The organism is Pantoea sp. MHSD4, assembly GCF_021043305.1.
Classification (GTDB): Bacteria; Pseudomonadota; Gammaproteobacteria; order Enterobacterales; family Enterobacteriaceae; genus Pantoea; species Pantoea eucalypti.
Genome location: NZ_JAJNDH010000005.1, coordinates 83,881 through 97,113, shown reverse-complemented (window position 1 = coordinate 97,113; position 13,233 = coordinate 83,881). Strand labels below are relative to the sequence as shown.

Here is a 13,233-nt window from a genome sequence, read left to right as displayed (position 1 = left end):
AGTAATATGAAACCAATTGGATTGAAAAGCATAGTAACCTTCCTGATTACTATACCGTTTACCTCAAGCGCAGATTATCTAGAGCACAAAAGTAATAAGGGTGGAGTTGCATTACTCCAAGCGAAAAAATCCAACGCTGAGGATTCAAATTTAACTACATGACTTACTGAAGAAGAATATTCTCGATATAGATTACTAATGAACGGTGTTAGAGGAGCTCAGTCTCCTTCGCTTGGCCCATTAAGCACTCCAGGAATTGAAGCCCGCAACGACACCGAGCGCCGTCACTACGCAGAACATTGGGTAAAACAGGAATACGAGCGCACCGAAAAAGAACTTAAATTCCAGCGTGAAGTTGATGCTGCCTGGAAGCGCCTGATGCCCAACATGCTACCGGTTAACATGGGCAACGCCGCAGGTATCTCGCATGACTCCGGTGGTCGCTTAGCGCTGTTCGTGCGCGAAGCAAATTGCCAGCGCTGCGATGCATGACTCTCCGCTTTTCTCGCCGATAAACGCCCCGTTGATATCTACCTTGTCGATAGTGAAGGCAGCGATCAGAAACTCCGCAACTGGGCGCAGCAGCATCGCATTCCTGCCGAACAAGTCCGCGAACGACGCATCACCCTGAACCACGACGGAGGCCGCTGGATGCGCTACGGCAACGGCATCCTGCCTGTTCTGCTCCAGCAGGGGGAAAGCGGATGGCATATCGCTGTGTTCTAACCGTCGCTTTGTTGTTGAGTGCCGCCAGCTCTGTGGCGTCAACCAGCTTGCAAAGCGTGCCATCAGGTTATCAGAAAGTCGCTAAGTAGCATGACGTTCCAGCTGAGTCGCTTTACTCGCTTACTACTGGATTTTCCATTAAAATTTTTATACCTTTTTACAATCCTAACAAAATTCAAATGGAAGTTAAAAGCATAATGACACTATTAATATCTTTTGTATTACCTTTATTGGGTATATTGGTAAGTTATTTTGTGTACACTAATAGCGTGAGGAAAGACAAAAGTTCCATAGTTATTGAACTAGCTAAAGAAATTGAAAAAAGCACTCCTAATAAACTCCTTGTTGAATTTTTATTTTCTTCGGCATTTAAATGTGAACCAATGCCATTTAGTGATATAGCTGTATTACTAAAACACCACCATCCATATATGGCAACAGAGGAATATTTAAAAGTAAAAAGATATGTCAACGCATTCAAACTAAGATTTATTAATGGGATGGTTCGTGTCGATTTGAATGCCGGTTGGAATTCAAGCAAGAAAATAAAAAAGATGAGAGTGATGAATATGTCCTTTGCGCTTACCTGTTATTTCATATCGGCAATTTTTATTAATAATCATTGGGGAACTAACCCGCTAGCAAACATTGATGAAACCCTCCATTCAGGACAATGGTTTTGGATAATTATTAACGGCATTCTTGATGTAGGGTTTCCAATCATGCTTGTATTTTTCACATTTACATTTTTACGTACCTGGCATGCCATTGGCCGGATAGAGAGCTCAGTGATTTTTCTAAAAACCAGCAATTATGTTTGAATCACTTAACTCTTTTCATTAAAGAATCAAAATTGCTCCCATACGGATTAATAGTTCTAAAAGTTATGGAATCTTTTCTTTCCTCGACTACCTCGTACTGTTGGTTTTTTCCTGTAGCCCTCACGTCTTCTGGGTAATACTTCTTCATTGCCTCACTCTTTTCGATTATTTCTTTTGGGATTTCCTTGCCGTTCAATTGAAGCTTAATGGGGAATGACTTCATGTTATCCATTGAAGTTATTATTTTATTATCATATCTTACCCACGTACCTGTAGCATCACTATGATAAGTGACTTTCACCATGTCTCCCGCCCCCCCCTTCAACAATCAAATTTCCGGAAAAATTATATTTCCCATTGGCAAAGTATGATGTTATCCCTGTAACTCTTTCAGAGTATTCCCCATAACCATATTGATAATCAACTCGCCAGTCGCCAATCAAATTTCCGCCAATTTCACTACTTGGTTCTGTCGGGTGCAAATAACAATAAACCCCAAAGCCATTTGACAGAATAAAACTCAAGGTAAATATTCTTCTTCGACTTGATAAAACAGGCTTAAAAATATTCATGAATTTCCTCTTTTGATTTATCAGAAATATATACTATTTTAGGCTGTATGTAATACTCAGCCTTAATAATGATTGTAAATAAATATCGTTAAGAGGGTGAATACATGAAATTTTATCTTTATCTAAGGCCACACGAACTGTGGTGGGTAATTTTTTAATATTCACATCATTCTTTTCCGCAACTTCTGAACTCGACGAACTCGCCACCACCCAACGCCTACTCGACCAAGCCCAGCCCTCTCTCGACCGCGCCCGTACCGTCGCCGCGCAGTGCGATCCCAATAACCGTCGTCGTTATCTGTTCAACTACAAAAACGCCAATTAAGACCTCAACACCAAGCGTGCTGGCATCGACCACTACACGCAGCCTTCCCGTGCGTAGCCGCTGGATCACGGCAAGGTTAGCGGCGACTACACGCGAGGCCGTTCGCTAGGGCGATGACTGCCTTGCAGATCAACGCTTTTATAACGGTATCCGGCAACATCAATATTAGCGTTCTGTGTCCGTTGGGCTACTACTGTGCGTGCTGTTTCTTTGGGCAGTAAAGCCGTCGGCATTGATTGGATTAGTGGTTGAAGTAAATCAAACAGCGGATAAGCAATGGTGATTGCCATAAACGCAAAAACCCGCCAGAGGCGGGTTCTTTAAAGATGGTGCCCGAACCCGGAATCGAACCAGGGACACGGGGATTTTCAATCCCCTGCTCTACCGACTGAGCTATTCGGGCAACGGGCCGCATTAAACCAAAGCGGCCCGGCAGCGTCAAACGCTTTTCGCCGAAACTCACTCGATTGACCGCTTTTCCATCAACTCAATGACTGGTTTTGAGCCGCCGCAAAAACCTCACGGCCAGCCGGATAAATTTCACTCAGCGGAGCGAGTTAAGGCTGCATTGTGCCGCGATTTTGCCGATATAGGATGCGAGACCAACACTAATAATAAGGATCGCCATGTTTTCCACCATTACATCAGGCATCGCTTCGCGCCATAGCTGGCAGAAGCGCTCACACTCAGTTGCCACGCTGAGCTCTCTCAACGGCTCCATCGCCATGATTGAGTTCTCTCCCGATGGCACCATTCTTAGCGCCAACGCGCTGTTTCTGGCGCGCATGGGCTACACGCTGGCTGAGATTGAAGGCCAGCACCACAGCCTGTTTTGCACTCCGGAACAGCTGCAGTCGCGGGAGTATCAGGATTTCTGGCTGCGACTGAACCGGGGCGAAAGCTTCAGCAATAAGTTTCTGCGTATGGCAAAAAACAGCCGCCCAATCTGGCTGGAAGCCAATTATGTGCCGGTACAGAACCGTCATGGCCGGGTGATCAAAATCGTCAAACTGGCGACCGACATCACCGGTCATATTAACGATGCGCATGAGCAGCGCGCCATCACCACCGCCATTGAACGGTCAATGGCAGTCATCGCCTTTAACCTTAAAGGTGAAGTGCTGAAAGCCAATGACAACTTCCTGAAAACCATGGGATACCGTCGTGAAGAGGTGGAAGGCATTCATCACAGTCGCTTCTGTTCGCAGGCCCTGCGTGAGAGCCGCGAATACAGTGAATTATGGCAGCAGCTGAACCGGGGAGAATTTGTCTCGGGTCAGTTTCCCCGCGTGAATAAACGCGGTGAAACGGTCTGGTTGCGCGCCACCTACAATCCGGTATTTGACGAACAGGGCAGGCTCTACAAGATCGTGAAATTCGCCACCGATGTCACCGCGCAGGTGGAAAAAAACCAGCAGGAGCATGACGCGGCACAGCGGGCTTATCACACTGCGCTGCAAACCGATCAGAGCACAAAGCTGGGGGCGGATGTTATCGCCAGCAGTGTGCAGACCATGAACGCCCTGGCCGGTGAACTGCAGGGGATCTCGGGTGATATCACTGGCCTGAGTGAATCCTCCGATCGTATCGGCGCGATTGTGGAAGGTATCCGCCGGATAGCCGATCAGACTAACCTGCTGGCGCTGAATGCCGCAATCGAAGCCGCGCGTGCCGGAGCTCATGGCCGCAGCTTTGCGGTGGTCGCTAACGAAGTCCGCACGCTGGCGGCGAACATCAATCGCGCCACCAGCGACATTGAAAATCGGGTACAGCAAAACCACCTGCTGGCGAACCGGGCGCTGAAAGGGATTGAATCGAACCTGAAACGCGCCGATCAGGGCGTGCAGCTGGCCCAGGAGGCGGGCGGCGTGATTGCGGAAATCCGTGAAGGCGCAACCGACGTCGTGCGCGCCATCAGTCAGGTGACTAAAACACTTAAAGCCTGACACGTTGAGGGGGCAATCGCCCCCTTTTTACGGTGCAGGCTGAGCAGGTGCTTCGGGTGCTGAAGGAATAAAGATGTGATCCAGAATCGCCCGCATTACGGGTGCCGCAACAATCCCTTCATTACCGCCATTCTCCAGAATCAACGCCACCGCCACTTTCGGGTCATTAAACGGCGCAAAAGCGGTGTAGAAGATATGGTCACGCAGCCGCACCGGGATCATCTTCGCGTTATAAGTCTGGTTCTGGCGCAGGCTGAACACCTGCGATGTCCCACTCTTTGCAGCGATGCCATAAGGTGCCGTATGGAAATATTTATAACCTGTGCCATTTGGCGCGTTAGCCATGCCAAACATCGCGTGTCGAACCAGCGACCAGTAGGGTGAATGCGGATCGCCAATCTGCGCCTCGCGCTGCGCGGGATGGTAGTTCTCAACCAGCGTGCCGCGCTGGGTTTTTTCCAGCAGATGCGGTGCAATGACCCGACCATTATTAATCAGCGCCACCATCGCCTTCACCATCTGAATCGGCGTCGCAACCCAGTAGCCCTGCCCGATACCCACAGACACCGTATCGCCCTGATACCAGGTCTTTTTATGGACCTTCTGCTTCCATTCACGGCTCGGCAGTAAGCCGCTGTACTCTTCATTGAGGTCGATGCCGGTCGACTTGCCATAGCCAAACTGGCTCAGCATGGTGTGAATCCGGTCGATGCCCATCATGAATGCCACCTGATAGAAGAAGGTATCGGCAGACTCTTCAATCGCCCGGGTAACATCCAGCATGCCGTGCCCGCTCTTTTTCCAGTCGCGATAGTGCCGGTCGGTGCCTGGCAGCGTCCAGGTCGGCGCGCCAAAGAACTGCGTTTGTGGCGTAATAACATGGGTCAGCAGCGCCGACATCGCCATATAGGGTTTCACCGTGGAGGCAGGCGGATAAAGGCCCTGCGTGACGCGGTTAATCAGCGGCAGGTCTTTATCCTGCAGCAGCTTTTTGTAGGCCTGATAGCTGATGCCTTTTACAAAGGGGTTGGGGTCGTAACTGGGGCTGGAAACCATCGCCAGCACTGAGCCGTCGTGCGGATCTTCAACCAGCAGCGCCGCACGCTGTCCCGCCAGCAGACTCTCTATATATTGTTGCAGATGCAGGTCCAGCGTCAGCGTCAGGTTTTTACCCGCCACCGGCGGCACCTCTTTCAGCACCCGCACAATGCGGCCGTGGTTATCCACCTCCACTTCCTGATAACCCGGCTTGCCGTGCAGCAGCGATTCGTAATAGCCCTCAATCCCCTGCTTACCAATATTGTGGTCAGCGGCATAGTTTTCGGCGATGCCTTCTTCGTTCAGCCGTTTGTAGTCGCTGTCGTTGATTTTCGACACATAACCGAGCACATGTGCCAGATCCGCGCCATAGGGATACTGGCGATCCTGATAGGTTTCAAGACTGGCCCCGGTAAAGCGAAACTGATTGACCGCAAAGCGCGCGACCTGCTCTTCCGTCAGCTCCTCTTTTAGCATCACCGGCTTATAACGACTGGTCTGTTTCAGGGCGTGGCGGAACGTATCAATCTCATCGGGCGTCAGATTAATTAAAGGTGTCAGCGCCCGCAGTGTGGCGTCCATATCGGTGATTTTGTATGGGGTCAGCGTAATGGCGTACCAGCTGACGTTGCGCACCAGCGGAATACCGTTGCGGTCATAAATCAGCCCACGTGTCGGGGCGATGGGGATCATCTTGATGTCGTTCTGGTTGGATCGCGTCTGGTAGTAGCTATGATCGCGCACCTGCAGGCGATAAAGGTTTACGCCAAGAATGGTGAAACAGATACAGACCAGAGCAAAGGCTATTGCGGCACGACGGGCAAACAGCTTCTCTTCAGCATCAAAGTTACGAAAGTTCATCAGGAGGCATATCAGGCGATTAATTTTTATCTGTTATTGCGCACTATGATAAGGCCCGGATGCAGAGGTGCCAGCGCGAAGATGCACAAGCCTCAGCAAAAGTGTGTCATTTGATGTGAATGTTACCGGGACGGCGAGGCGGGAAAATCAGATCCTCCCGCAAAGGAGGATCTGAACAGGGGATCGGACAGCGGGCGGGAACGATTACCCGCCGCGCGGATTAATCACCCAGCAGGACAGACTCCAGCGCAATCTTAATCATGTCGTTGAAGGTGGTCTGACGCTCAGCAGCAGTGGTCTGCTCGCCGGAACGGATGTGGTCGGATACAGTACAGATGGTCAGCGCTTTTGCACCGAACTCAGCGGCCACACCATAGATACCCGCAGCTTCCATCTCTACGCCGAGGATGCCATATTTTTCCATCACGTCGAACATCTGCGGATCCGGGGTGTAGAAGAGATCGGCAGAGAAGATGTTACCCACGCGCGCTTCAACGCCCAGGTTTTTCGCCGCATCAACCGCGTTACGCACCATGTCGAAGTCAGCAATCGCAGCGAAGTCGTGATCTTTAAAACGCATACGGTTTACTTTGGAATCGGTGCAGGCACCCATACCAATCACGATATCACGCAGTTTTACGTCGGCACGTACGGCACCACAGGAGCCCACACGGATGATCTTTTTAACGCCGAAGTCCGTGATCAGCTCTTTGGTGTAGATGGAACAGGAAGGAATACCCATTCCGTGACCCATTACAGAGACTTTGCGGCCTTTGTAGGTGCCGGTGTAGCCCAGCATGCCGCGCACGTTGTTCACTTCAACCGCGTTTTCCAGGAAGGTCTCTGCGATGTGTTTTGCACGCAGCGGATCGCCAGGCATCAGTACGACGTCAGCGAAATCGCCCATTTCAGCATTAATATGTGGGGTTGCCATTGTTTAATCCTTATTAAAGTGCTGATTTACAGCATGTTCTTGCCATAGTCCATCTCGGACAGGCCAAAGTAGTGTGCAATTGTCTGACCAATATCGGCGAACGTTTCACGGTATCCCAGTGAACCCGGCTCCACTTTCGGTCCGTAGATCAGAATCGGAATGTGCTCACGCGTGTGTTCGGTGCCATGCCAGGTCGGGTCACAGCCATGGTCAGCCGTCAGTATCAGAATGTCATCTTCGCCAACCAGCGCCATCAGCTCAGGCAGACGGCGGTCAAACAGCTCCAGACCACCCGCATAACCGGCTACATCGCGACGATGTCCCCAGGTTGAGTCGAAATCAACGAAGTTGGTGAAGACTATCGACTGATCCGGCGCGATTTTCATCTCCTGAATCGTCGCATCAAACAGCGCATCCAGACCGGTCGCTTTGACCTTTTTGGTGATGCCCTGCTCAGCATAGATATCCGCGATTTTACCCACGGAGATCACATGACCGCCCTTCTCGTCCACCAGCTTTTTCAGCATAGTGGCAGATGGCGGCTCAACGGCCAGGTCGTGACGGTTGCCGGTACGTTCGAACTGACCCGCTTTGTCACCCACAAACGGACGGGCGATAACGCGGCCAATGTTGTAGCCACCTTCAGTCAGCTCTTCACGGGCAATTTCGCACAGCGCATAGAGACGATCCAGACCAAAGGTCTCTTCGTGACAGGCGATCTGGAACACCGAGTCGGCAGAAGTATAGAAAATCGGCTTGCCGGTTTTCATGTGCTCTTCGCCCAGTTGGTCGAGAATCACTGTACCGGAAGAGTGGCAGTTACCGAGATAGCCCGGCAGGTCTGCACGCTCAACCAGCTTGTCCAGCAGGTCCTGCGGGAAGCTGTTCTCTTTGTCGCTGAAGTAGCCCCAGTCAAACAGCACCGGCACGCCAGCGATCTCCCAGTGGCCTGACGGTGTATCTTTACCTGACGAAAGCTCGCTGGCGTACGCGTACGCGCCAGTGATCTTCGCTTCAGGATCCAGGCCTGGCGGGAAGCGGCCGGTAGACAGCTCTGCGGCTTTGCCCAGACCCAGCGCGGTGAGATTAGGCAGATGCAATGGACCTTTACGCCCCTTGTCTGCTTCACCGTTAAAACAGGCTTCGGCGATATGACCTAAGGTATCTGAACCCACGTCACCGAATTTATCGGCATCTTTACTGGAGCCAATTCCAAAGGAATCGAGCACCATAATAAAAGCACGTTTCATGCAAGTCTCCTGCGCTATGGCGCGTGACAAGTCAAAAAAAAGCGATCAGATCAGTATACCCGAATGCATCACGGCTGGCACCGGTTACTGGTCAGTTAGCTGATATCGCTCACACGGCGATAGACAACCGGCGTCTCAGCTGGCGCGGAATCCCCGAGTACCAGTGCGGCTTTAACCGCAGCGGCAGCCTGCTGCCATTTGTCTTCGCTGCTGGCGTGAATCATCGCCAGCGGACGCTGCGCATCGGCACGCTCGCCCAGGGTGATCATCTCACTGAAGCCAACGCTGTAATCGATGCTGTCGCTGGCACGCTGACGTCCGCCGCCCATCGCCACAACCGCCAGGCCCAGCGCACGAGTATCCATGCTGCTGACGATGCCTGGCTGGTCGGCGTAGACCGGTTTACTCAGCATCGCCTGGGGCAGATAAGTGTCATAGCGTTCAATGAAATCAGCCGGTCCCTGCTGGGCAGCCACCATGCGACCAAACACCTCGGCGGCTTTGCCGTTATCCAGCACCGTCATCAGCTTCTGACGTGCTTCGGCATCGCTGGCAGCCAGTTTGCCGGAGATCAGCATTTCACTGCAGAGCGCCAGCGTCACTTCCAGCAGGCGCGGATTGCGCTGCTCGCCGGTGAGGAAACGAACCGCTTCACGCACTTCAAGTGCGTTACCGGCTGAGGAGGCAAGAACCTGATTCATGTCTGTCAGCAGCGCGGTGGTCTGGCAGCCGGCACCATTGGCGACGCCCACAATCGACTGCGCCAGACCCTCTGATGCTTCATAGGTGGGCATAAACGCGCCGGAACCCACTTTGACATCCATCACCAGCGCATCCAGCCCTTCTGCCAGCTTCTTCGCCAGAATCGAAGCGGTGATCAGCGGAATGGAATCAACGGTGGCGGTTATGTCACGCGTGGCGTAGAAGCGCTTATCCGCCGGTGCTAGCGAGCTGGTCTGGCCGATAATCGCCACACCAACCTGCTTAATAATTTCGCGGAAGCGGTCATCGCTGGGGAAGATATCGAAGCCCGGAATCGCTTCCAGTTTATCCAGCGTGCCGCCAGTATGGCCGAGGCCGCGACCGGAGATCATCGGCACATATCCGCCGCAGGCGGCGACCATCGGACCTAACATCAGCGACGTTACATCGCCGACGCCGCCGGTCGAGTGCTTATCCACCACTGGCCCGTTAAGGTTGAGTGATTTCCAGTTAAGCACCGTACCGGAATCACGCATTGCCATCGTCAGCGCGACCCGTTCTGGCAGCGTCATATCGTGGAAGTAGATGGTCATCGCCAGCGCGGCGATCTGACCTTCCGAGACGGTGTTATCACGCACGCCATTAATGAAGAAGCGAATCTCCTCTTCAGTCAGCGCATGGCCGTCACGTTTTTTGCGAATAATTTCTTGTGGCAGGAACAAGGTAGCCCCCTGGTCAGGGAAAACAGGATGGGGAACAGGCGGTCACCGACCGCCTGAGGGATCAGTAACCCGCTTTGCTGGTGTCGCTGTCGTGACCCAGCGTGTTAAGCAGGCTCGCCAGCAGGCTTGATGCACCAAAGCGGAAATGGCGCGCATCGGCCCAGTCGGCACCCAGCGTATCTTCTGCCATTTGCAGATAGATCGCGGCATCTTCAGCGGTACGTACGCCGCCCGCAGGTTTAAAGCCAACCTGCTTACTGACGCCTTTGTCACGGATCACATTCATCATGATCTGCGCCACTTCTGGCGTAGCGTTAACCGGCACTTTACCGGTGGAGGTTTTGATGAAATCAGCGCCGGCATCAATGGCAATTTCGGAGGCCTGACGGATCAGCGATTCCTGCTTCAGCTCACCGGTTTCGATGATCACTTTCAGCAGCACGTCCGCTTCAGCACAAGCGGTTTTACAGGCTTTCACCAGATCGAAACCGACCTGACTGTTACCGGCGATCAGTGCGCGGTACGGGAACACCACGTCCACTTCATCGGCACCGTAAGCGATAGCGGCGCGGGTTTCGGCCAGTGCAATGTCGATGTCGTCATTGCCGTGTGGGAAGTTGGTCACCGTGGCGATGCGGATCTCCGGGGTGCCCTGCTCGCGCAGCGTTTTACGCGCGATCGGAATAAAGCGCGGATAGATACAGATTGCCGCAGTGTTGCCTGCCGGGGATTTAGCCTGATGACACAGGGCGATCACTTTTGCATCGGTGTCGTCGTCATTCAGGGTGGTCAAATCCATCAGTTTCAGGGCGCGCAGGGCAAGGTGTTTGATATCGGTCATGAGGCTCTCCAAAGGATTGGGGTGCAACCCACCGGCTTGCCGGCGGAATGTTATAATAATAACACTCTGAAGCGGCCTGATATGTGCCAGCAGTCACATTGGAATAAGAAAATGGTGCAATCCTGCCACATGAAACGTGACTGAAATCGTAAATTACACTACCTGAGGACGATTATACGCCAGCAGGTACAATGTTACTATTATCACATTTTAGCGCAAGGGGTCGCGTTCAGGCGAAAGGCGGACAGTCAGTTACGCAGCGCCGGGAAAGCGGGATCGAGCTGAAACAGCTGCTGGCTGTTGTGCCACAGCGCATCGGCAATCTCTTCAGGTGACTCATTCCGCAGGCTGCAGAGCACTTGCCACACCTGACGCGCCCGTTCCGGACGGTTTGGCTGGCCCTGGAAACCCTGCAGCGGCATATCGGGTGCATCGGTTTCCAGCAAAAGCGAAGAGAGCGGCAGTTGCGCCACGGTCTGACGGGTCTTGCTGGCGCGTTCATAGGTAATGGTTCCGCCAACGCCAATCGCATAACCCAGCTTAATAAAGGCCTGCGCCTGTTGCAGGCTGCCAGCGAAACCGTGCACCACGCCACGGCGCGGCAGATCGTGACGACGCAGAATCTGTGCCAGCTTGTCATGGGTCCGGCGCGAATGCAGGATCACCGGCAACGCATAACGCTTTGCCAGCTTAAGCTGTGATTCAAGAAAGCGCTGCTGCTTATCAAACTGCGGATCGTCGCGATAGAGATCCAGCCCGATCTCACCGATCGCCACCAGTTTACGCGGCCGCTGTTGCAGTAAGGTTTCCAGCTGATCGAGATGGGCGTTCTGATGATGTTCGATGACAATCGGATGCAGGCCCAGCGCCGCGTACAGCGGCGGATGTGCTGCGGCCAGCGCACAGACCCGTTCAAAACGGCTGGCATCAATCGCCGGGATGATGATCTTCTCCACGCCCGCCTCAGCGGCGCGCGCCAGACTGGCGGCGATATCCCCTTCGAACGGTGGAAAGTCGAAGTGACAGTGCGTGTCGATAAACCTCATGCCAGCGATCCTTTGTCGTAATCCGCATCATTGTCCGCCAGCGGAGGTGTGATGATCAACCGGGTATCGGGCGCATTCGCGACCGGCGCAGGCGGCGTAACGACCCGCGCTGAGACCATCGGTTCTGCATCACTCAGCCACTGGCCCAGCGTAGCGAGGAAATAGCGACCACAGCGCCGTCCCAGATGGTAATCCTGATTCAGTGCCGCGATGCTGCTGCCCAGCGCACTGCTGGCCAGTACGTGGGGCGGGAAAATTTCAATGATGCGTAAATCATCGGGGGGATTCTCAATAAACTGCTGAATTTCCCCATAGCTCTGCTCATGCTTATTCAGGACGTTAATCATCGGCTGCAGCGCGCCGGTGCTGAGCCAGCGCTCCATGCGCTTAAACCATTTCGGGGTATAGAACATCTGCGACGGCACGGTGCGGATCACCACAATCGTATCGGCCCCGCGTCGGGCGGCTTCACGCACCGGAATGGCATCGCTGATGCCGCCATCGTGATAACTGATCCCTTCCAGATTGACGCCCAGCCGGTAAAAACCGGGAATGGCACTGGAGGCTTTAATCAGATCCAGCCAGTTATCTGCCGTGGGATTAAAATAACCGGGCGTATAGTCATCGCTGCGGCAGGCGCACATATAGAACTCACGGCCGCTGGAGAACAACGGTTCCGCACTGCTCATCGCCAGCGGGAATTCACTGCGGGTGATATCGATCAGCCAGTCGAGATCGATCAGATTGCCCCCACGCACAAAGCGCAGCGGATCAAAAAAGAGTTTACTGGTTGTGTATCGGGTAATGACACGACGGGCATAGCCATGCTGGCCACAGACAAACGCTGAGAGATTTTGCGCACCGGCAGAGGTGCCAAGCATCAGATGAAAGGGATTAAATCGGGCGCGCTGGAATTCGTCTAAAACGCCTGCGGTGAAAATGCCGCGCTGACCGCCGCCTTCACACACCAACGCAATTTTCTGAGATTTAAAGGGTGTCAGGGCCAGAGGTTCAATGGTGCCGAGTGTAACAGGAATGCGTATACCCACTGTGCGAACCTCAAAAAGGGTTCCGGGTATGCTGGAGGATCGATCCGTTTATGACGGCAGCATGCCGGAGAACCAGTCAACTATTCCTTTAACCGGCAGGCCAGCGGTGCTGGCTTACCTTGCAGCGATGTGAAAGTGTCCCTCTCTTCACGTCAGTCGCTACAGATGACTGGTCTCCGCTCTATGCTTTGCGTTGCATTAGACTGCAGAACTCATCGGCTAAAGCTTTTTACGGCCGGTAAACAGGCTGATGAGGAACAGGATAATACCAACGACGAAGACAACTTTAGCTGCCCATGCTGCTGTGCCCGCTAAACCGCCAAAACCTAATGCTGCAGCGATCAGTGCGATCACCAGAAAAATAATGCCCCAACGAAACATAAGCCTCTCCTTACCCTAT

The 13,233-nt window shown here is 53.0% G+C and carries 13 protein-coding genes, 1 tRNA gene and 1 pseudogene; 4 read left to right on the top strand and 11 right to left on the bottom strand.

Annotation, left to right across the window (positions count from 1 at the left end; all coding sequences use genetic code 11):
• The first annotated feature begins 198 nt into the window (after nt 1–198).
• Both LQK91_RS15905 and LQK91_RS15900 read left to right on the top strand, forming a co-directional pair.
• Nucleotides 199–726, top strand: a pseudogene (locus LQK91_RS15905) (TIGR03759 family integrating conjugative element protein).
• Between the two features lie 197 nt (nt 727–923).
• The gene (locus tag LQK91_RS15900) at nt 924–1,547 is read left to right on the top strand and encodes a hypothetical protein (RefSeq protein ID WP_105099899.1); all 624 of its coding nucleotides are present in this window, start codon (nt 924–926) and stop codon (nt 1,545–1,547) included.
• Between the two features lies 1 nt (nt 1,548).
• Here LQK91_RS15900 and LQK91_RS15895 read toward each other — a convergent pair whose 3' ends face one another.
• Entirely contained in the window at nt 1,549–1,851 is a 303-nt protein-coding gene (locus LQK91_RS15895; protein WP_146257626.1) for a hypothetical protein, read from the bottom strand.
• Nucleotides 1,829–2,119 (bottom strand): hypothetical protein, encoded by a 291-nt coding sequence (locus LQK91_RS15890; protein ID WP_146257627.1) that lies wholly within the window; start codon nt 2,117–2,119, stop codon nt 1,829–1,831. Before LQK91_RS15890 ends, LQK91_RS15895 begins: the two co-directional genes overlap by 23 nt.
• 142 nt (nt 2,120–2,261) lie before the next feature.
• Between LQK91_RS15890 and LQK91_RS15885 the strand changes: the two genes are divergently transcribed.
• The gene (locus LQK91_RS15885) at nt 2,262–2,444 is read left to right on the top strand and encodes an RAQPRD family integrative conjugative element protein (protein WP_231001646.1); all 183 of its coding nucleotides are present in this window, start codon (nt 2,262–2,264) and stop codon (nt 2,442–2,444) included.
• A gap of 327 nt (nt 2,445–2,771) precedes the next feature.
• On the opposite strand, the gene LQK91_RS15880 is transcribed toward LQK91_RS15885, so the two are convergent.
• A tRNA-Phe gene (locus tag LQK91_RS15880) sits at nt 2,772–2,847 on the bottom strand.
• A 223-nt stretch (nt 2,848–3,070) separates the two neighbouring features.
• Here LQK91_RS15880 and LQK91_RS15875 point away from each other — a divergent pair.
• Entirely contained in the window at nt 3,071–4,390 is a 1,320-nt protein-coding gene (locus tag LQK91_RS15875; protein ID WP_105099901.1) for a methyl-accepting chemotaxis protein, read from the top strand.
• Nucleotides 4,391–4,417: 27 nt separating this feature from the next.
• Here the strand turns inward: LQK91_RS15875 and mrdA are convergent, their stop codons facing one another.
• The 8 genes from mrdA to LQK91_RS15835 all read right to left on the bottom strand — a co-directional run bounded on the left by mrdA (nt 4,418) and on the right by LQK91_RS15835 (nt 13,214).
• On the bottom strand, nt 4,418–6,289 hold the full coding sequence (gene mrdA, locus LQK91_RS15870; RefSeq protein WP_105099902.1) for a penicillin-binding protein 2: 1,872 nt from the start codon (nt 6,287–6,289) through the stop codon (nt 4,418–4,420).
• A gap of 220 nt (nt 6,290–6,509) precedes the next feature.
• On the bottom strand, nt 6,510–7,223 hold the full coding sequence (gene deoD / locus LQK91_RS15865; RefSeq protein WP_003848553.1) for a purine-nucleoside phosphorylase: 714 nt from the start codon (nt 7,221–7,223) through the stop codon (nt 6,510–6,512).
• A gap of 26 nt (nt 7,224–7,249) precedes the next feature.
• Nucleotides 7,250–8,473 (bottom strand): phosphopentomutase, encoded by a 1,224-nt coding sequence (deoB, locus tag LQK91_RS15860; protein ID WP_039659340.1) that lies wholly within the window; start codon nt 8,471–8,473, stop codon nt 7,250–7,252.
• A 95-nt stretch (nt 8,474–8,568) separates the two neighbouring features.
• The gene (gene deoA / locus LQK91_RS15855) at nt 8,569–9,897 is read right to left on the bottom strand and encodes a thymidine phosphorylase (protein ID WP_003848550.1); all 1,329 of its coding nucleotides are present in this window, start codon (nt 9,895–9,897) and stop codon (nt 8,569–8,571) included.
• A 61-nt stretch (nt 9,898–9,958) separates the two neighbouring features.
• Nucleotides 9,959–10,738 (bottom strand): deoxyribose-phosphate aldolase, encoded by a 780-nt coding sequence (gene deoC, locus LQK91_RS15850; protein WP_008925705.1) that lies wholly within the window; start codon nt 10,736–10,738, stop codon nt 9,959–9,961.
• A gap of 248 nt (nt 10,739–10,986) precedes the next feature.
• Nucleotides 10,987–11,784 (bottom strand): TatD family hydrolase, encoded by a 798-nt coding sequence (locus tag LQK91_RS15845; RefSeq protein ID WP_039659343.1) that lies wholly within the window; start codon nt 11,782–11,784, stop codon nt 10,987–10,989.
• The gene (locus LQK91_RS15840; protein WP_003848541.1) at nt 11,781–12,833 is read right to left on the bottom strand and encodes a patatin-like phospholipase family protein; all 1,053 of its coding nucleotides are present in this window, start codon (nt 12,831–12,833) and stop codon (nt 11,781–11,783) included. The genes LQK91_RS15845 and LQK91_RS15840 overlap by 4 nt, the downstream gene beginning before the upstream one ends.
• 219 nt (nt 12,834–13,052) lie before the next feature.
• Nucleotides 13,053–13,214, bottom strand: a complete 162-nt coding sequence (locus LQK91_RS15835; protein ID WP_003848537.1) for a DUF1328 domain-containing protein — start codon at nt 13,212–13,214, stop codon at nt 13,053–13,055.
• Nucleotides 13,215–13,233 lie beyond the last annotated feature (19 nt).

Bases quoted from the DNA above. Each gene is read 5' to 3' on its own strand.
- LQK91_RS15835 (WP_003848537.1), bottom strand. From the start codon at position 13,214: ATGTTTCGTTGGGGCATTATTTTTCTGGTGATCGCACTGATCGCTGCA.
- deoB (WP_039659340.1), bottom strand. From the start codon at position 8,473: ATGAAACGTGCTTTTATTATGGTGCTCGATTCCTTTGGAATTGGCTCC.
- deoD (WP_003848553.1), bottom strand. From the start codon at position 7,223: ATGGCAACCCCACATATTAATGCTGAAATGGGCGATTTCGCTGACGTC.
- LQK91_RS15845 (WP_039659343.1), bottom strand. From the start codon at position 11,784: ATGAGGTTTATCGACACGCACTGTCACTTCGACTTTCCACCGTTCGAA.
- LQK91_RS15875 (WP_105099901.1), top strand. From the start codon at position 3,071: ATGTTTTCCACCATTACATCAGGCATCGCTTCGCGCCATAGCTGGCAG.
- mrdA (WP_105099902.1), bottom strand. From the start codon at position 6,289: ATGAACTTTCGTAACTTTGATGCTGAAGAGAAGCTGTTTGCCCGTCGT.
- deoC (WP_008925705.1), bottom strand. From the start codon at position 10,738: ATGACCGATATCAAACACCTTGCCCTGCGCGCCCTGAAACTGATGGAT.
- LQK91_RS15900 (WP_105099899.1), top strand. From the start codon at position 924: ATGACACTATTAATATCTTTTGTATTACCTTTATTGGGTATATTGGTA.
- LQK91_RS15895 (WP_146257626.1), bottom strand. From the start codon at position 1,851: ATGGTGAAAGTCACTTATCATAGTGATGCTACAGGTACGTGGGTAAGA.
- LQK91_RS15890 (WP_146257627.1), bottom strand. From the start codon at position 2,119: ATGAATATTTTTAAGCCTGTTTTATCAAGTCGAAGAAGAATATTTACC.